15 protein-coding genes are annotated in these 19,337 nt (G+C 65.0%); 6 read left to right on the top strand and 9 right to left on the bottom strand.

Features of this window, described 5'->3' with window-relative positions; all coding sequences use genetic code 11:
* Window positions 1-81 precede the first annotated feature (81 nt).
* The 4 genes from AC6LJY_RS12745 to AC6LJY_RS12730 all read left to right on the top strand — a co-directional run bounded on the left by AC6LJY_RS12745 (window position 82) and on the right by AC6LJY_RS12730 (window position 5,762).
* Window positions 82-2,328, top strand: coding sequence for a hypothetical protein (locus AC6LJY_RS12745; RefSeq protein ID WP_498136079.1), 2,247 nt, complete (start codon window positions 82-84; stop codon window positions 2,326-2,328).
* A 10-nt stretch (window positions 2,329-2,338) separates the two neighbouring features.
* Window positions 2,339-2,605, top strand: coding sequence for a hypothetical protein (locus AC6LJY_RS12740; protein ID WP_498136078.1), 267 nt, complete (start codon window positions 2,339-2,341; stop codon window positions 2,603-2,605).
* A gap of 61 nt (window positions 2,606-2,666) precedes the next feature.
* Window positions 2,667-4,811 (top strand): phosphocholine-specific phospholipase C, encoded by a 2,145-nt coding sequence (locus tag AC6LJY_RS12735; RefSeq protein ID WP_498136077.1) that lies wholly within the window; start codon window positions 2,667-2,669, stop codon window positions 4,809-4,811.
* A gap of 66 nt (window positions 4,812-4,877) precedes the next feature.
* A complete protein-coding gene (locus AC6LJY_RS12730; RefSeq protein ID WP_498136076.1) occupies window positions 4,878-5,762 on the top strand; it encodes a LysR substrate-binding domain-containing protein in 885 nt (294 codons plus the stop codon).
* A 76-nt stretch (window positions 5,763-5,838) separates the two neighbouring features.
* Here the strand turns inward: AC6LJY_RS12730 and phnX are convergent, their stop codons facing one another.
* Genes phnX through phnD form a run of 5 tightly spaced genes read right to left on the bottom strand, consistent with a single transcriptional unit; the run spans window position 5,839 to window position 10,371 of the window.
* Complete coding sequence (gene phnX, locus AC6LJY_RS12725) at window positions 5,839-6,678, bottom strand: phosphonoacetaldehyde hydrolase (RefSeq protein ID WP_498136075.1); 840 nt, start codon at window positions 6,676-6,678, stop codon at window positions 5,839-5,841.
* Window positions 6,679-6,737: 59 nt separating this feature from the next.
* Window positions 6,738-7,829, bottom strand: coding sequence for an iron-containing alcohol dehydrogenase PsrA (psrA, locus tag AC6LJY_RS12720; RefSeq protein WP_498136074.1), 1,092 nt, complete (start codon window positions 7,827-7,829; stop codon window positions 6,738-6,740).
* A gap of 25 nt (window positions 7,830-7,854) precedes the next feature.
* On the bottom strand, window positions 7,855-8,673 hold the full coding sequence (phnE, locus tag AC6LJY_RS12715) for a phosphonate ABC transporter, permease protein PhnE (RefSeq protein ID WP_485800649.1): 819 nt from the start codon (window positions 8,671-8,673) through the stop codon (window positions 7,855-7,857).
* Window position 8,674: 1 nt separating this feature from the next.
* Complete coding sequence (gene phnC / locus AC6LJY_RS12710) at window positions 8,675-9,484, bottom strand: phosphonate ABC transporter ATP-binding protein (protein ID WP_046804827.1); 810 nt, start codon at window positions 9,482-9,484, stop codon at window positions 8,675-8,677.
* Entirely contained in the window at window positions 9,481-10,371 is an 891-nt protein-coding gene (gene phnD, locus AC6LJY_RS12705; RefSeq protein WP_498136073.1) for a phosphonate ABC transporter substrate-binding protein, read from the bottom strand. The genes phnC and phnD overlap by 4 nt, the downstream gene beginning before the upstream one ends.
* 113 nt (window positions 10,372-10,484) lie before the next feature.
* Between phnD and AC6LJY_RS12700 the strand changes: the two genes are divergently transcribed.
* A complete protein-coding gene (locus AC6LJY_RS12700; protein ID WP_498136072.1) occupies window positions 10,485-11,360 on the top strand; it encodes a LysR substrate-binding domain-containing protein in 876 nt (291 codons plus the stop codon).
* Window positions 11,361-11,571: 211 nt separating this feature from the next.
* Here AC6LJY_RS12700 and AC6LJY_RS12695 read toward each other — a convergent pair whose 3' ends face one another.
* From AC6LJY_RS12695 to AC6LJY_RS12680, 4 genes are all read right to left on the bottom strand, one after another.
* Window positions 11,572-12,885, bottom strand: coding sequence for a 3-hydroxyacyl-CoA dehydrogenase (locus AC6LJY_RS12695; RefSeq protein WP_498136071.1), 1,314 nt, complete (start codon window positions 12,883-12,885; stop codon window positions 11,572-11,574).
* Window positions 12,886-12,908: 23 nt separating this feature from the next.
* Window positions 12,909-14,060, bottom strand: a complete 1,152-nt coding sequence (locus AC6LJY_RS12690) for an acetyl-CoA acetyltransferase (RefSeq protein WP_498136127.1) — start codon at window positions 14,058-14,060, stop codon at window positions 12,909-12,911.
* A 61-nt stretch (window positions 14,061-14,121) separates the two neighbouring features.
* Window positions 14,122-14,529: a Zn-ribbon domain-containing OB-fold protein gene (locus AC6LJY_RS12685; protein WP_255444435.1), complete on the bottom strand. Its 408-nt coding sequence runs from the start codon at window positions 14,527-14,529 to the stop codon at window positions 14,122-14,124.
* Between the two features lie 258 nt (window positions 14,530-14,787).
* A complete protein-coding gene (locus AC6LJY_RS12680; RefSeq protein ID WP_498136070.1) occupies window positions 14,788-15,717 on the bottom strand; it encodes a LysR family transcriptional regulator in 930 nt (309 codons plus the stop codon).
* Between the two features lie 272 nt (window positions 15,718-15,989).
* On the opposite strand from AC6LJY_RS12680, the gene AC6LJY_RS12675 reads away from it, so the two are divergent.
* Window positions 15,990-19,307 (top strand): acetyl-CoA carboxylase family protein, encoded by a 3,318-nt coding sequence (locus AC6LJY_RS12675; RefSeq protein WP_498136069.1) that lies wholly within the window; start codon window positions 15,990-15,992, stop codon window positions 19,305-19,307.
* The last annotated feature ends 30 nt before the right edge of the window (window positions 19,308-19,337 follow it).

Here is a 19,337-nt window from a genome sequence, read left to right as displayed (position 1 = left end):
AACTCCTAGGAAATCGTCGCCACTGCGTAACCGCGCTCGGCTCAAATCCGGTCATTCCTACCCAACGGAGACCGTCGAAAAATGAGAGCCCAGCATCCCGCCATTTCCACGCTGACGCGCCCGTCAGCGAATCGGGCGCTACGCGTCCACCTGACGCACGACCCGCACAACCGGAGCCGCCGGCACCGCGACTTCCGCGCTGCTGCATGGATGCGTCTGGCCGCCACCGCAATGCTGTCGTTGGCGCTGACTGCATGCGGCGGCAGTGACGACGACACGGATGCGAGCGCGCCCCAGCCGGAAACACCCGCCACGCCACAGCCGCCTGCCGCATCCGCCAGCCGCCATGCGCTGGTGATCGACGTGGACAGCGCCGTTTACCGCGCGGTGCAAAGCGGCATTGCTGCCGGCACGCTTCCGAACCTGGCGCGGCTGCAGGTGCAGTTGGCCTACAACGGCGGCGTCGCGGGCACCCCGAGCCAGCAGCCCACGTTGGACATGCCGGGCTGGGCCACCTTGTTGACCGGCACGTGGGCGAATAGGCATGGCGTGATCTCAAGCGCGCCCGTGCAAGCCTTGCGTGCCCCCACGCTATTCCAACAATCCAAGGCCGCGAACACGGGGCTGAACGGCGCGGCCGTGGCATCGCCCGAATTAGCGCAATTGCTGGTGGCCGACCACGACGCCGGCTACCTGGACACCATGGCCGACTGTTCGGACCAGGCCGCCACTATGGATTGCGTGTCGGATCATGCCGTGCAGATGATCGGCGGCGGCTATCGCACGGTGGTCGCGCAATTTCGGTCCGCCAAGGACGCTGCGCTGGACTACGGCCTGGGCTCGCCCCAATACACGGCCACGCTGGCCAAACTGGATCGCGCCGTCGGCGCCATGCTGGACGAGACCGGCAAGCTTGCGGACCGCCAGTGGCTGATCGTCGTGACGGGCAACCACGGCCTTAGCGACAACAGCCAGGACGACGGACTGCCGCTGCTGCCGGAATCGGCCACCTTCATCGGCTTGAACCAAGCCACGAACAACGGCGGCCTGGGCATCGGCGCGCCGTTGCCTGCCACGCTGGACGATCTGTATGGCTATGCCGGCATGGCCGATGTGGCGCCGACGGTCTTGGCATACCTGAACGCGTTGCCGCAGGCCACGCAGTACACGTTTGATGGCGGCAGCCTGCTGGGGCCGCAACCGGTGTCGCGTCTGGCGGCGGCGGTTGCCGACAACAACTCGTCTTCCGTCAACGTGGTGTTGACGTGGACGGCGCCGCCAGACCGCCCCATCGACGTGCTGCGTGACGGCCGCGTCATTGCCTCCCGCCTGCCCGCGGGCACCACGACTTACACCGACAACCAGCTGACAGCGGACCTGTCCGCGCGCGGCACCTATCAGTTCACCTACACCGTGCAGGCAGGCGAAGGCGACAGCGCGGCATCGCGCAGCATCGTCAGCCCGCCGTTGTCGTACACGCCGCCGGTGCCGCTGGCTGACACGCTGCGCAACGGCCTGGTGTCCTATTACCCGTTCAGCGCGACGCTGCCGCCCGTGGACGCGCAGGGCAACAGCACGATGGGCCCCGCCTCAAGCGACCTGCCCGCGTCGGCCGGCCTGGTCGTGCCCGGCCCGTTCGCGGGCACCAACGGTTTGCTGGTGGACACCAACTTCGTTACCACCGCCGGGTTGGAAGGGTATCGCCTGACGCCCGCCAATGGCTTCGATGTGTCCAAGGGCACGGCGCCGCAGTTCACCATCGGCTTCTGGTTCAAGGCGCCGGAATGCGTGTCGCGCAGCAACGTGACGATCCTGTCCAACAAGAACTACGTCAGCGGCGGCAACGCCGGCGTGGCGATCGGCATGTTCTCCAGTTCGGGCAGCCAGTGCGGCATCGCGTTCAACATCGGCTCGGGCGGCGGCGTGCGCGCGGACGGTCCGACCAGCCCGTACACGCAGATCACCGTGGGGCGCTGGAACTACATCGCGTTTTCGGTGGACGGCGTTGCCAAAACCATGAACATGGTGGTGTTCGATTCCGTCACGGGCATGACCAACCGCGTGGCCACGGGCAAATCGACGGGGTCGGTCGATATGTCCAAGCTGTCTCCGTACCCGCAATGGGGCATCGGCGAAGACGGCACCGGCGCCTATCTGATGAACAAGTGCGGCGCCACGCCGCCGTACACGGTGGGGCTGTGCACCACCGCGCCTGCGTACCAGCAGGTGTTTGGCGATCTGGCCATGTGGAACCGCGTGCTGACCGACAGCGAACTGCAATCCATCTTCCTGTCGAACAAGCCGCTGTCCACGCTGCCGGCCCAGTAAGGAGAAAACGATGACGACTTCTTCCCTGGCAGGCAAGTGGCGTGTATCGGCCATCAGCCGCGTGTTGGTGGCAATGATGGCGTGCACATTGGTCGCCGGTTGCGGTGGTGACGACGATTCGGATGGCGATGCGCCGGCCCCGGTTGCGCAAGCGGGCGAGGGTTCGGCGACGCAGGCGCCGATCGTGGCGCCGCCTTCGGCCGGCGCCTGCCCGGACGGCGGCGCCCAGACGGCGCAGCCCCCGGCCCTGAACTCGACGCTGGACTGCGCGCCTTGAGTCCACGGCGGTGCCGCGTGCGCGCCGCCGCCCCTCATCTATCGAACGGAACCCGATCACCATGACCCTCATGAATCGCCGCAATTTCTTGCGCGCCGCCGCGGCCACTGCCGCGCTTGGGCCCTTTCCGCCCGCCATCCAGCGCGCACTGGCCATTCCGGCCAACAACGCCACCGGCACGATCAACGACGTTGAACACGTCATCATCCTGATGCAGGAGAACCGGTCCTTTGACCACTACTACGGCACGATGCCCGGCGTCAGGGGCTTTAGCGACCGCTTCACGATACCCATGGCGTCGGGCCAGCCGGTCTGGATTCAGCAAGGCACCTCGGGAACCGTTCAGCCCTATTACCTGGACGCCACCAAGGGCAACGCGCTGCGCGTGGGCGGTGCGCACAATTGGGCCGACCAGCAAGCGGCCTGGGATGGCGGCCGCATGGCCGCGTGGCCGCGTGCAAAAAACACCAAGGTCGCGATGGGCTATCTGCAGCAATCCGACCTGGCGTTTCATTGGTCGCTGGCCAATGCCTTCACGGTATGCGATGCCTATCACACGGCGATCAACACGGGCACCTTCACAAACCGCATGTTCCTGTGGAGCGGCACCAACGGCGCCAACGTGACCGATCACGCCTGCGTGACCAACGCGAACTGGGGAGGCCTGGGCCCGTCGCAAGACGGGCTGGACTGGATGACCTACCCCGAACGCCTACAAGCCGCCGGCGTCAGCTGGAAGGTCTACAACACGCCCGGCAACAACAGCAACAACAACCAGCTGGTAGCGTTTGCCGCGTATCGGGCCGTCAACGAGCGGCTGGCCGCCGTGGGCTCGCCGTCCGCGCCCTACACGCCTTCCATGGAAGCGATGTCGCCCTTGTACAAGGGCTATGGCAACACGATGCCCGATGGCGGTTACCTGCAAGCGATCGCCGACGACATCGCCATGGGCACGCTGCCGCAGGTGAGCTGGATCGTGGCGCCCGGCCCCTACAGCGAACATCCCAGCATGTCGGTGCCGGGGCAGGGCGCCTGGTTTGTAGAGAAGCTGCTGGAAACGTTGACCGCCAACCCCGACGTCTGGAGCAAGACGGTTCTGATCTTGAACTACGACGAGAATGATTGCTTCTTTGACCACATGCCGCCGCCCGCGCCGCCCTGGCGCGATGCCGACGGGGCGCAGTCGGGCAAGTCAACCGTGGACATCGAAAAGGAGTACTACACGATGCCCGCGCCGCCGGGAGACACCAGTAAGGTCACGCCCGACGGCAGGCCGTTTGGCGCCGGGCCGCGCCTGCCCACGCTGGTGATATCGCCTTGGAGCGTGGGCGGATGGGTTAACTCGCAGCAGTTCGATCACACCTCGGTCCTGCGGTTTCTGGAGCAACGCTTCGGCGTGGCTGAGCCGAACATCAGCGCGTGGCGCCGTGCGGTCTTTGGCGACATGATGTCCTGCTTCAACTTCAAGGACCCCAACACTGCCAAGCCCATGCTGACCCCGGCGCCGACGCGTGCCGAGGCCGACGCCACGCTGGCCCAGCAAGTCGGCTCGGGCACCGTGCCCGTGCCGGACGTGGGCACGGTGCCCCTGCCCACGCAGGCGCGCCTGGTGCGCCCGTCGCGCGCACTGCCCTATCACCTGCACACCAGCGCCAACGTGGATGCAAGCGCCGGGCAGGTCTGGCTGACGTTCAGCAACACTGGCGCGCAGGGCACCGTGTTTCACGTGTACGACGAGCTGAACCTGGCCCGATATCCACGGCGTTACACCGTGGAAGGCCGCAAGATGATCTCGGACTCCTGGCAGGCGACGGCCGACAATGCGGGCCGCTACAGCCTGTGGGTGCTGGGGCCCAATGGCTACCACCGGGGCTTCAAGGGCGACATCAGCGCATTGGCCGGTGGACCGAACCCCGAGGTGCGCGTGTGTTACGACGAGCGTGGCCGCGCCGTGTCGCTCACCATCATGAACATGGGCACCGTGCCCGCCACGGTAACCGTACAGGCCAACGCGTATCGCACTGACGGGCCCTGGACGTACACCGTCGACCCGGGCATGCAGGTCGAGCCACGCTGGTCGGTAGAGGCAACGAACAATTGGTATGACTTCACCGTCACCATGGGCTCTGACTTCGAACGCCGCTTTGCCGGCCGCATGGAGACCGGCCAGGACAGCACCAGCGATCCAGCGATGGGGGTCGTGTAAGCGTCATGTACGTCCGGCATCATTGCGGCCAACCTAATCTTCAATGGCCTGCAGAGACCGCCATTCATGACGCTTAACCAGATACGCGCCTTCATCATGGTGGCCCAGCACGGCGGCTTCACGGCGGCCGCCCGTGTGCTGGGCATGAGCCACACCACGCTAAATTCCCAGATACAGATGATCGAGCGCGAGTACGGCACCGAACTGTTCCACCGCCGGGGCCGGCGCGTGGAACTGTCCGCGCTGGGGCTTGAAATGTTGCCGCTGGCGCGGCGCATGGTGTCGCTGGAAGCCGATATGCGGCTGATGCTTGACGATAGCGGCAAGCTGCGGCGCGGGGCGCTGAAGGTGGGCGCGGTGGGGCCCTACCACGTCACGGAGATGATCGAGGCCTATCATGCGGTCTATCCACGGATCTCGCTGTCAATCACGCTGGGCAACTCGGAAGTGGTGCTCGACGATCTGGACAAATACGTCTGCGACGTCGGGGTGGTAGCCAGCCGCTATCCCGAAGAGCGCTACTACATGCAGCCGTATGCTCGCTATCCGGTCATTGCTTTTGTGCGGATCGACCACCCCTTCGCCAAGCGCGAATCCATCCAGTTAAAGGAACTATCCGACCAGCCCTTGCTGATGCGCGAACCCGGCTCGACAACGCGCAAGGCGCTGGAAGATGCGCTGCGGCAGCACAACGTCCCGGTGGAAGTGGCCATGGAAATCGGCAGCCGCGAGGCGCTGCGCGAGGCGGTGGTGCGCGGACTGGGCGTGGGCACCGTCTCTGAATCCGAGTACGTGCCGGATCCGCGCCTGCGGCCCGTGCGTATTGAAGGCGACGTGGTCTCGACCCATATCCACGTGTGCTGCCTGCGCGAGCGTCGCGAGAGCCCGCTGATTGCGTCGTTCTTCGACGCGATACGGCATTGCGACGCCGCGCGCGCGGACGCGTACTGACGCAGGCGATGTTTCGTGGAAAAAAAAGGCGCCGACGGGAAGCATCCCGTCGGCGCCTGTTTACTCGTTCCGAGATTCAGGGCGTTTCGCCGCGCGCCAAGCGTTGCCTGATCTGTTCAATGACGGCGGGCAGATCGGCCACGCTGTCGATGGCGTAGTGCGCGCCGGCCTGTGTCAGGCGGCGGGCGGCATGCGCCACACGGGCCTGCACCTGGACGGGGTCGGCGGCGGCCAGTTCCGCTTGCGAGTAGCCCACTTCGTTGCCGGACAGCGTCAGGCCCACGCACCACATTCCGGCGTTGCGTCCTTCCTCGATGCCCGGCGCGGTGTCATCGACCTTGATGCAACGGCGCACGTCTTGCGCACCCAACGCCAGCACGTTGGCCAGCGCCATGAAGGGGCCGGGCCGACCACCCGCGGGCAGTTCGTCTCCGGCCACCACCCAGTCCGGCGCAATGCCGTCGGCCGCGGCATGCGGCAACAGCACGTCCAGTACCTGGCGTGGATAACCCGAGCATGACCCGATCTTGATGCCTTGTTCGCGCAGGGTCTTCAACGTCCGCACCGCGCCCGGAATCGGCTGCGAGTACGCGGCCACTTTTTCGATCTGCATCGGCATGAAGCGCTGATAGATCGCGTCGATGTCCGCGTCCGTTGACGCCCGGCCGAACGCTTGGATCCATTGCGCCTGGATGGACGGGTCGGCAAGCAGCGTACGGATGTGATCGCGCTTGGACAAGCCCATGGGGCCGCGCGCCTGCTCCAGCGTGATGTGCACGCCGAAGGTGGCGAATGCGTCGACAAAGATCTGCGTGGGCGCCAGCGAGCCGAAGTCCACCAGCGTGCCGGCCCAGTCAAAGATCACCGCTTCAATCGCGGGCAGGGGTTCGCCTTGGGGCGTGGAAACCTGATTCATGTTCAACAACCTGAGAAGGGAAGTAGTGCCGAAGTCGGCAAAAGGGGCATCGGCGCGGCTCATTGGGCGCCGACAAAATTGCGGCCGCGCGGCCCCAGCAGTGCATCGGCCACGCGCTTGTCCCACTGGTCCGGTGCAACGCCATACGCGGCGGGGTCCGTGCTGACGCCCAGGTCTTCAAGAAAAGCCGTCAACACCCGCGCGGCATGGTCGGCATCGCGCGCGTCGAACACGGACAGCAGCAGGGTGTCCAGTTCCGCGTCTTTGCCAAACGCCATCTGCATGACACGCGGCAGGCTGAACGAGCAGGCAATGCCGTGCGCGATGCCGTGATCCAGCGTCAGTCCGTACGACAACGAATGCGCCAACGCAGTCTTGGTATTGGAGAACGCCAGCCCGGCCAGGGTGGCGGCCACGGCAACGCGTGAGCGCAGCGCCTTGCTGGTCGGGTCTTGCATCAGCAGCGGCAGGGCGGAAAGCACCTGGCGCGCAGCGGACACGGCCAGGCTGGCCGAGACGGGATTGCGATGGACGTTCCATAGCGATTCCAGCGCATGCGACAGGGCGTCCAGGCCGCTTGCAAGCGTGGCGCCATACGGCAGGCTGAGCATCAGCGTGGGGTCGATCAGGGCCGCTTCCGGCCAGGTCCAGGGCAGATGCAAAGAGTATTTGCGGTTTTTCTGCTGGTCCCACAGAGTGGCCCACGGGGTGACTTCGCTGCCGGTGCCGGCCGTGGTCGGCAGCGCGATCAAGGCGCGCGCGCGGTCCGGCGGGCTAGTCATCGCCGCGTTGCCGGACAGGCAGTCCAGCAACTCATCGAAGGTGCCCGACGGCGTGCGCGTCAGCATGGCCTTGGCGCAGTCAATCACGCTGCCTCCGCCCAGCGCGATGATGCACTCCACCTCGGGGTACTCGCGCCACAGGCGTTCGTACATCGGGGCCAGCCAGGCGACGTCCGGGTTGGGATGCACATCGGTTTCGATGGCTACGAGCTGTTCGCCCAGCATGGCCTGGACCCGGTCGCAAAGGCCCAGCGCTCGCGCCTCGGGAAATGCAATCAGGATCGCGCGCCGCGAACCCAGCCGCTGGGGCAGGCGCTCCAGCGCGCCATCGCCCGCGTCGACGCCGACGGGATTATGAAAGTGCCACATGTCAGTCTCTGAAAATGATGGGGATTCAGCCACGCCCGTTCTCGCGGATCGCAACGCGCAGGCGGTTGGAAATCAGGTCAGCCACGATCACCATGACGGTGATGACGACAATGCAGGTTGCCGTTTCCTGGTACTTGAACAGCTTTAAGCTGCTGACCAGTTCAAAGCCCAATCCGCCGGCGCCTACCATGCCAAGCACGGTGGCGGAACGCAGGTTGACTTCAAAGCGGTACAGGATCACCGCGATCCATGCCGTGATCACCTGGGGCAGCACGCCGAACACGATCACCTGCAACGGCCGGGCGCCGGTGGAACGCAGCGCTTGCAGCGGGCCGTCGTCGATTTCCTCGATACTTTCGGCAAAGAACTTGCCCAGCATCCCTACGCCATGCACGGCCAGCGCCAGCACGCCGGGGAAGGGGCCCAGCCCCACCGCCGCGACGAATACCAGCGCCAATATCAATTCGTTGATACTGCGGATCACGTTCAGCATCTGCCGCGTGGCGCGATACAACCACGGGTTGACGTGCAGGTTGCGCGCGGCCAGGAACGACACGGGCAGGGCGCCCAGCACACCCAGCAAGGTGCCCCAGATGGCGATCTGCACCGTTTCGATGGCCGGGGCCGTCAGCGAATGCAGGATGCGCCAGTCGGGGGGAAAGGTCCGGCTCAGGAAGTCGGCAATTTGCGGAATGCCGGCAGCCAGCTCCGCGGCGCTCAGTTGCGCGCCTTGGGCGCTCCATTGCAGCGCCGCGATCGTCAGCGCCAAAGCCGCCATGACCCATGCCCAGCCCTTTACGCTGGTGGGCAAGGGCGCGACCCACAGGTATTTCTTGTCGTCCATCTCAGGCTCCTTTATGCGCGGCTTGCAGCGTTTCGGCGGAGAACGGCGCGTCGCCGGCGGCAGGGGCCGCGCCGCCGGCGGGTTCGGCACCGGGGTAGATGCGGGCAAGGTCGGCCTCCTGCATGGCGCCGGGCAGGCCGTCGTACACCACGCGGCCGTGCGCCAACCCCACGATGCGGTCGGCAAATTCCCTGGCGTAATCGACCTGGTGCAGGTTGCAGACGACGGTGATGCCTAGCTCACGCGTAGCGCAGTGCAGATACTGCATAACCAGCCGAGCGGTCTTCGGGTCCAGGCTGGCGACGGGTTCGTCGGCCAGAATCACGCGCGGCCGCTGTGCCAGCGCCCGGGCAATGCCGACGCGCTGGCGTTGGCCGCCCGACAGGGAATCGGTGCGGGCCTGCGCCTTGTGCGCCAAGTCCACACGCGCCAGGCATTCCCGCGCCAGCGCGACGTCGGCGCGGCTGAACAATTGCAGCACCGAAGTCAGCACTGGCACGGCGCCCAGCCGTCCGGTTAGCACATTGCGCAACACCGACAGGCGCGGCACCACGTCGTGGTGCTGGAAGATCATGGCCACCTGGCGCCGCAGCGCACGGGTGTCGCGGTCGGCCATGGCGTTGATACCCGCCACGGTCATCTCGCCCGCGTCCGCCTCGACCAGGCGGTTCATGCAGCGCAACAGCGTCGACTTGCCCGCGCCGGACTGTCCCAGTATCACCAGGAATTCGCCGGCGTCCGCTTGCAGATCCACGCCGCGCAGCACGTCGTTGGCGCCGTAGCGCTTGGTCAGGCCGCGCAGCGAAATCATTTCATGCTCCGCAGGTCCAGCTTGAGCACCTTGGCGGTGTCGCGAACCACGTTATAGGCGGCGTCGGTGGTGGGCTGGAATCCGTTGAGCATGCCTTGGTCGCCCCACGGCACGTCCTTGATATTGGCCAGTGCGCGCGCCACCTTTTCCTTGACGGCGGGGTCCAGGTCCTTGCGCCAGACCATGGGCGATTCCGGGATATCGCTGGACGTCCACACGACGCTCAACTCATCCTGGCGCAGCTGGCCTTTCGCGATGGCGCTGGCGTAGATGCGGTCGGCCACGGCGGCAGCGTCAACTTTCTTGTTGGCCACGGCCAGCAGGCTGGCATCGTGCGAGCCCGAGAACACCACGCGCGAGAACAACTTGGCGGGGTCATAACCGGCTTGCTCAAGCCCGGACTTGGGAAACAGATGGCCCGATGCGGAGCTGGGGTCGACAAACGCAAAGGTGTGGCCCTTCAGGCCTTCCACGCTATTGATACCGCTGTCCTTGCGCACCACGATCAAGCTCTTGTAGGCGCTTTTGCCGGACTTCTTGGTCACGGCTACCGAGAACGCCTCGACATCGGCGACCGACGCCGCCAGCACGTACGAGAACGGTCCCAGATACGCAACGTCCAGCTTCTTGGCGCGCAGCGCTTCGATGATGCCGTTGTAGTCGGTTGCCACGAACGGCTTCACTTTCATGCCGGTCTGTTGCTGCAACTGCTCGATCACTTGCTTGCTGGATTCGATCATCGCCTGCGAATCTTCGGCGGGAATCAGCCCGATGGTGAGTGTGTCTTGCGCTGCGTGGGCGCCCGTGGCGCCCAGGAGGCAAAGCGCGATCGCGGCGGTGGCGGCGGTGAAAGTACGGCGGGCGGTAATGCGAAGGGGGGCTTTCATGGCAAGCATCCTGGCGTGGTGGAAGGGAATGCCAGGAAGCTTAGGGATGTCACATGTCCTTCATATTATCGATTTAGCATCCGTTTCATCACTCATCCATAGATGGAACCTATATGTCGGTTGCCCGCCTGCGCGCCTTTCTGGCCGTCGCGCGTCACGGAAGTTTCAGCGCCGGAGCCCGCGCGCTGGGCTTGGCGCAACCCACCTTGACCACGCAGGTCCAGGCACTGGAAAAGCAGCATGGCGTGGAACTGTTCCATCGCCGTGGACGCGGCGCGCAGCTGACGCAGGTCGGGCTGGCGCTGCTGCCGGTGGCCCAGCAATTGGGCGCCTTGGAATTGGACGCCTTCAACCTGCTGCATGATGCGGGCAAGCTCAACACGGGCAAGCTGCGTATCGGCGCGGTAGGCCCGTTTCATGTGATTGAAATGGTGGACGCCTACCACCGTCTTTACCCCGGCGTGGACATGTCGATACGGGTCGGCAATTCCGCCGAGGTGCTGGCCGACCTGGAAAACTACGTGACCGACATCGCGGTACTGGCCGGCGCGCGCGACGAGCCGGGCCTGAGCGCGGAGCATTACGCCAGTCATGCCGTCATCCTGTTCGCGCCCGTGTCCCATCCCCTGGCGCGTTTCGACAGCGTGCCGCTGTCCGCCCTGCATGACGCACCCTTGCTGCAACGGGAAGCCGGGTCCACCACACGCGCCGCCCTGGAGGCCGTGCTGGAACAAGCCAATGTGCGGCCACGTCCGGTGATGGAGATCGGCAGCCGCGAAGCCCTGCGCGAAGCCGTGGCGCGCGGGCTGGGCCTGGGCACGGTATCAGAGGCCGAATTCATTCCCGACGCCCGCTTTCGCGCCATCCGCATAGAAGGGGACCCGGTGCGCACGGAGACCTATCTCTATTGCCTGAAAGAACGCCGCGAAAGCCGCCTGCTCAGTTCGTTTTTCGAGCAGGCGCTGGCGGTGCGGGACGGAGAGGGTTGAGTTTTTCAGGGAAGGGGGGGGCGGTGCGGCGGCTGCGACGGCACCCCTGCCCCTGAGCGCACGGAACAAGATTCGCTTTATGTGCGAACGCCTTGGCTTCGGTGTTGGCGCTGTCGGTGCGCCGAGCCGCCCACGCAGGTCATGTATCGACAGTGCCTGCGTCCCTCCGGAACAGCGTAGACGTGCTCTCCTTTATTGCGTGTGGACGGATTCAGGCAGGGCCATCGTGAAAGCCTCGCCCCTCCTGGGCGAGCTTGACGATGAGATTGGCCGGCTTCCAGTATTGGGAGCCGTGCACGGCTTCATACTTGCGCAGCCCCGCCAGAATGGCGGGCAGGCCGATCTGGTCCGCATAGCACAGCGGGCCGCCCCGATAGGCGGGAAAGCCGTAGCCTTTAAGCCAGACGACGTCGATGTCGGAGGCGCGTTCGACGATGTTCTCTTCCAGGATATAGGCGGCTTCGTTGATCATCGAGTACAGGCAGCGCTCCAGAATTTCCTCGTCGGAGATGTGCCGCGCTTGTCTGCCTGAGGCGGCGCGGTGTGCGGCGACCAGTGCTTCGGCAGCCGGTGATGGGGTGGCCTTGCGGTCGCTGTCATAGTCGTAGAAACCGCCCTGGGTCTTTTGGCCCAGCCGGCCCGCGGCGACCATGCGGTCCAGCATGTCGCACTCGCGCTCGCGCGGCGTCAGGCGTTGCAGGCGGCTCTGGCGATTGCGCCAGCCCACGTCCAACCCTGCCAGATCCGCCATGGCGAACGGCCCCATCGGAAGGCCGAAGTCGCGCAGCACACGGTCGATCTGAAAGAACGAGGCGCCTTCCTGGAGCAGGAAATAGCTTTCGCGCGTACGCTTGGCCAACATGCGGTTGCCGACGAATCCGTCGCAGGACCGCACCAGCACGGCGACCTTGCCCAGGCGGAGGCCCACGTCCATGACAGTGGCGCACACCTCGTCCGAGGTGACGGAGCCGCGCACGTTTTCCAGCAACTGCATGACGTTGGCCGGGCTGAAAAAGTGCATGCCGACCACGTCCTGGGGCCGCTGAGTGGCGCTCGCGATAGCGTCGATGTCCAGGAAAGAAGTGTTTGAGGCCAGGATGGCGCCGGGCTTGCAGACCCGATCGAGCGTCTTGAATATCTCGTGTTTAAGCCCGATTTCCTCGAACACCGCTTCAATGACCAGATCCACGTCGGCCAGATCCTCGAAGCGCGTGCTGCCCTGTATGCGGGCGAGTCGCTGTGCGACCTCATCTGCGCCGAGCCGGCCGCGCCGCGCGGAGTTGGCGTAGTTTTCTTTGATGCGCGCCACGCCCTGGCTGAGGCGCTCGGCGTCTTTCTCCAGCAGCACCACGGGTATGCCGGCGTTGGCGAAGCACATCGCAATGCCGCCGCCCATCGTGCCGGCACCTATCACCGCCGCCCGGTTGACGGACCTGGCCTTGGCCGCAAACGGGGGCTTGTGCAATTGACGTTCGGCCACGAAGGGATGGGGGTCGACGACTGGCGTGCTGGTGGTGGTGCTCATGATTGTGTCCGTGGTTTCAACGATTACAGGGTGGCGCGCGATCCGAGAATCGCCGTGACCTGGCTGGCCAACTGGCCGCCATTGCCGTGAGCCAGGGCCAGATCGACGCCGTCAACCTGTCTGGCGCCTGCGGAGCGCCGGATCTGGTGCACCGCTTCGATGGCCGCAAAAATGCCATACATGCCCGGGTGATTGCAGGACAGGCCGCCGCCGTTGGTGTTGACCGGCAGTGCGCCACCGGGCGCGGTCACGCCTGACGCCACGAACGCGCCGCCTTCGCCCTTGGCGCAGTAGCCCAGGTCCTCAAGAAACAGAATCGGGTTGATGGTGAATGCGTCATAGAGCTGCAGGACGTCGATGTCTTGCGGTGCGACGCGCGCCATCTCGAAGGCGCGTTGGCCGGATTGCACGGCACCGGTGACCGTGAGGTCTTCCATGCTTGAAATTTGGCGATGCGTGCTTGCCTCACCGACGCCCAGAACATAGGCCGGCGTGTTGGAAAATTCCGGCACGCGCTCCGCGGCGACCAGAATCATCGCTCCGCCGCCGTCCGTCACCAGGCAGCAGTCCCGCAGCGTGAGCGGGTCGGATATAGGCCGGGAATCCAGAACATCGGCGATGCTCAGGGGGCCGCGCTCGTGCGCGGCAGGATTGAGCTGCGCCCATTGGCGCGCGGCGACCGCGACGCTGGCCAGCTGCTCGCGCGTGGTTCCGTACTGGTGCATGTGGCGTGCGGTCGCCAAGGCGTAGCCACTGATGGGGTTGCGCGGCGAATACATCGCCTCCCAGGGGGCGGGTTCGGCCAGGGTGGTCAGCTTGCCGCCCGCCGACAGTTGGTTCGACCCATAGCAAATGCAGGCCACTTTGCACAACCCGGCTTGCAAGGCAAGCGTGGCCGACAACAGGTGGGCCAGAAATGAGGAGCCGCCGATGTTGGTGCCATCCATATAGGTCGGATGGATGCCGAGATACTCCGCCACGGACAGGGCGGGCATGAAATGCGTCAGGGTGGACGTGAACAAGCCGTCGATCTGGTTCACGCCGATGCCCGCATCGGCCGCCGCCGCCTGAACGGCGATGCCGAGTTGATCCAACGCCGAGAACCCGGGGCTGTTCCAGCCAGGCGTGGTGCCGACCCCGACAATTGCCGAGGCCCCTCTTGTACTAGTAGCCATCAAGTCATTCCAATTAACAGGCGTCGCGCGGTGAGTCCGCGCGCACAGACACCACACGCGGTCAGTCCGCGCGCACGAACACCACGCGCGGCACGCCAGAGGACTGGCGCCGCACTTCTGCACGGACTCGCATGCCGATCGTCACCGCAAGCGGATCCATGTCGACAACGGTACTCATCAGGCGCGGCCCTTCTTCAAGGTCCACCAGGACGACGCAGTAATTTCCACCCCGTTCGGGGCGTTGGCGCACCACAGTGGTCGAATAGATGGTGCCGCCGCCACTGGCCGCTTCCCAGCGCAGGCGTCCGCCGCCATAAGGGGAGATGGCCCGAGGATAGAAAACGGCGCGGCCGGTGGTTTCGCAGCGCTGAATCATGAACTGCCCTTGTTCGAGCATGCGCTGGAAGTACTGCTCCGGGCCGACTGCCTCGTCGCCCGCTGTGTGTGTGCTGTTAGAGGAATTCTGCACATTCGCCTCCCAAGATTCCTGGCCCCGGCCGGCCGGCAGGCGGACCGGGCATACACCCGTTGGGTGCATGACTTGTCTGCTGGCAATGCCACGACGCGGGAATGATCTTAGGGGGGCGATCCGTCTCGGGACAATTAACTAATTTTGACGAGGGTCATAGCGATTGAGCATAGCTGGGCCGTGGCCCGGTGCGTGCCGGGTGCCGCGCAGAGGGGCACGCGGAGGTGGCACGCGGAGGGTGTACGCAGAGGGATGTATTCAATCAGCCAGCCAGCGTACGCCGACGTGCTCGAACTGTTTGATGTAGGGCTCGAGCAGGCGGATCAGCTCGGCATGCAGCACATTGACGATGCGGGGGTTGCGGTTCAGCACGGCGGTGCCGATGATCACGGTGCGTTGCAGCGTGGGGCTGATGATGGGCGCGCCTTCGATGCGCTTTTCGGCCAGCATCGTCATGATGGGAATGACGGGCAGGATGGTGTAGCCGACCCCGCGTAACACCAGATCAAGAATGACCGCGGTGCTGTCCGACTCGGCAACCAGATTCAGGTTGACGCCAAGGATGGTGCAGGCGCGATCTATCACGTTGCGCAAGCTGCGCGCTTCCGGCACCACCATGGGCATTCTGGAGACGGCCTCGAGCGTCATCGGGGTGTCTTCGGATAATCCGGATCCCGGCAGGCCGAAGACGTAGATGGGTTCGGAATAAGCGGGCGAGGTCTGCAGAAGTTCGGATTGCAGATAGTCGCCCATCAGGCAGATATCAAGCTTGCCGCCCTCCAGCCCCTCTTGCAGGAAATCCGAAAAGCCGGTGGCGATGCGCACGCGCAGATTGGGATACTGCTGCTGCAACGCGATGACGAGCGGGCCGGCAAGCGGGGCCGCCAGGCCGGGCAGCATGCCGATGGACACCGTGCCAAGCAAATCCGATTTTGCAGCGCCGATGTCGGCCCGGGCTTCATTGAGCCCCTTAAGGGAAACCCGCACCTGATCGACAAACCGGCGGCCTGGCACCGTCAGCACCATTCCAAGCCGGTTGCGCTCGAAAAGCGCAGTGCCCAGTTCGTCTTCCAGTTGCTTGAGCTGCCGGGACAGGGCGGGCTGCACAACGTGCAGCAGTTCCGCCGCCTTGGTGAGGCTGCCGGTTTCCGCGATCGCCAAAACCGTTCTTAATTGTCTGAGTTCCATTTCCGCCTGCTTTTATCGAGACACATGCCGAACGGCTATAGGGGTCAGAGAAAAATGTGAATTGTGCGGCTGTGGCACGACTCCTACCATCCTCACCAAGTTAACGACAACCGCCGGATCAAGCCGGGCTGCGATTGCGCGTATCCGCTTGCATGTTAATGCCTATCGGCGCCTGCCCGCGGGCGCGCCTCGTCTGGCAGGAACATGCAAGGGCTAGGGGCAGCAGCCGAAGAACTTGAGCATAAGAGTTAGAGCAGAGACATAGGATCGCTATGAAAAGAGTGTTGGTTGCCAATCGTGGCGAAATCGCCGTGCGAGTCATTCGCGCGGTGCGCGACCTTGGGTTGGAAAGCGTCGCGGTGTATTCCCAGGACGATTCAAACTCCAGGCATCGAATTGTTGCGGATACCTCGGTTGCGCTGACCGGCTCCGGTCCGGCGGCTTATATCGATATCGACGCCATCATTGCCGTAGCCATGGCCGAGCATTGCGATGCCATCCATCCCGGGTATGGCTTCTTGAGTGAAAGGGCGGATTTTGCCCTGGCTTGCGATGCGGCGGGAATCACGTTCATCGGCCCGAATGCCGATCACCTCGCCCTGTTCGGAGACAAAGGCCGCGCGTTGCAACTGGCCCGCGAATGCGGCGTGCCCGTCATGCCCGCCACGCCAGGCGGTGCAAGCCTTGCGGACGTCGAACGGTTCTTCGACGAGCAGGGCGGGGTCGGGATCGTCATCAAGGCGGTTGGCGGAGGCGGCGGGCGCGGGATGCGCGTCGTCAAGTCCAAAGCCGATATCGCCGAGCGCTATGCCCGCTGCCGGTCGGAAGCCATGTCGGCCTTTGGTGTGGACGCGCTGTACGCGGAACGTCTGGTCAATCGCGCGCGTCATATCGAAGTGCAGATTGCCGGCGATGGGGCGTCGGTGGTCGCGCTTGGCGATCGGGATTGCACGCTACAGCGCCGCTTTCAGAAAGTGGTCGAGATCGCGCCCAGCCCGGTGCTAAGCGCCCCGCTGCGCGCCGCCATTCTTGCCGCGGCAAAGAAAATGGCGGCCAAGGTGGAGTACCGCAGCCTGGGTACCTTTGAATTCCTGGTCGAAGAGAACGAGCACGGGGTGCAGACGGACTTTGTGTTCATCGAAGCCAATCCCCGGTTGCAGGTCGAACATACGATTACCGAGCAGGTCACTGGTGTGGATCTGGTGGCCTTGCAGATCGGGGTCGCGCAGGGTAAGCGCCTGGCCGAACTGGGCGTGGATCCGACCAACCCGCCGGGGCTGAACGGTTACGCCATCCAGGTGCGCATCAATGCAGAATCGACCGATGCCACGGGCATGGCACGCCCGGCACACGGCAGGCTGGAGCGTTTTGAGCCGCCCGCCGGCCCCGAAGTGCGCGTCGACACCCATGCCTACAGCGGGTACTCGCCCGCCCCGGCGTTCGACACGCTGCTGGCCAAGCTGATCGTATTCAGCGGCAGCGACGATTTCTCGGGCGTGGTGCGGCGGTTGCGCCGCTGCCTGGCCGAGTTCCGCATTGCCGGTGTCGCGACGAATATCCATCTTTTGCAGGCGCTGGTGGCCCGCGAGGACTTCCTGTCGCAGCGCAACCATACGCGCTACATCGAGGCCATCCTAGGGGAACTGCTTGCAGCGGCCGAGCAGTACGCAAAGGAGCAGCAGGCCCAGGACAGCCTGATCGGGGATTCGGGCGGGCGCAGCGCGGCGGCAGCCAACTTGCCGCAGGCAGCGCAGGCCGCAGTGCCCGAAGGGCTGTCGGCATCGCGCGCGCCGCTAAGCGGCCGCCTGGTCGAGGTGTCCGTGAGCGCTGGCGCGGTCGTGCTCAAGGGCCAACCCATCGCCGTGATCGAAGCGATGAAAATGGAATACACCGTCGTCGCCGACTTCAATGGCAGGGTCGTCCAGGTGCCGGCCGCCAGTGGCGGCAACGTGCTTGAAGGCCAGATCCTGGTCTTGCTGGAACAGGAATCGAGTGGTGACGACACCGATGTCGTGACAGACGCGATCGATCTGGACGCGGTGCGCCCTGACCTGCAAGCCGTGCTCGACCGCCATGCGTCGCTTTACGATGACGCGCGCCCGCAGGCCGTGGCCAAGCGCCGTTCGCGAGGGCAGCGCACCGCACGGGAGAACGTGGACGACCTGTGCGATGAAGGCTCGTTCGTGGAGTTTGGCGCGCTGGTCATCGCCGCGCAGGCCACCCGCCGCAGCAAGGAAGACCTGATCGCCAACACGCCCGCGGACGGCATTGTCACCGGCATTGGCAACGTCAACGGCGACGCATTCGGCTACGACGGGTCGCTGACCGGGGTGATGGCCTATGACGCGACGGTGCTGGCGGGCACGCAGGGCAAACGCAACCACATCAAGACCGACAGGCTGGTGGAACGGGCCCGCCGCGACGAAATGCCGATGGTGTTGTTTGCCGAAGGCGGAGGCGGGCGGCCGGGCGATGTGGATTTTCCGTTCGTGTCCGGGCTGTATCAGCCGTCGTTCGCCGCGTTGGCCGAACTCAGTGGCGAAGTGCCTTTGCTAGGCATTGTTTCGGGACGCTGTTTCGCGGGCAACGCCGCCTTTCTAGGGGTCTGCGATGTCATCATCGCCGACAAGAGCGCCAACATCGGCATGGCCGGCCCGGCGATGATCGAAGGCGGAGGACTGGGCATCTTCCGGCCGGAGGACGTTGGCCCCGCGCCGGTGCAGTTCGCCAATGGCGTCATCGACATCCTGGTCGACAACGAGGCGCAGGCCGTCGCGGCGGCCAAGCACTATCTGTCCATGTTCCAGGGCCGCACCAAGGATTGGGTGGCGCCCGACCCGCGCCACCTTCGCCATGTGGTGCCCGAGAATCGCCTGCGGGTCTACGACAGCCGCAAGGCCATCGAAGGCATTGCCGACGTAGGCAGCGTATTGATGCTGCGCTCGGGGTTCGGCCTGGGAATGCACACCGCGCTGGCTCGTGTGGAAGGGCAGCCTGTCGGGATCATCGCCAACAATCCGCATCACCTGGGAGGCGCCATCGACGCCGATGCGGCCGACAAGGCGGCACGCTTCATGAACCTTTGCGACATCCACGGCCTGCCCATTATTTCGTTGATCGATACGCCGGGATTCATGGTCGGGCCAGAGCAAGAGGCCAAGGCACAAGTGCGGCATGTGTCGCGCATGTTCGTGGTCGCGGCCAAGCTGCGCGTCGCCATCCTGGCAATTGCCTTGCGCAAGGGCTACGGTCTGGGCGCCATGGCCATGGCCGGCGGGGGCTTTCGCTCGGCCAGTTGCGCGGTGTCGTGGCCAACGGGCGAATTCGGCCCCATGGGCCTGGAAGGCTCCATCCGGCTGGGCTTCAAGAAAGAGCTTGAGAACGTCCCCGAGGGGCCGCAGCGCCAGGCGCTTTACGACGAGTTGGTGGCTCGCGCCTACGAGCGCGGGCACGCCATCAATGTCGCATCCACGACGGAGATCGACGCAGTCATCGACCCCGCGCAGACCCGCACGTGGATACGCCAAGGCATCGCGTCGGCCTCTTTGCGCGCCGGCCGGGCCCGTCGCGCCTTTGTTGATACCTGGTGATCAAGGTGAAGTCCGTTGGAACAGGTTGCG

The organism is Achromobacter sp. RT286_PF (genome assembly GCF_059760425.1).
Note: the sequence above shows the minus strand (reverse complement) of the source record. Positions and strands in the feature narration are given on the sequence as shown.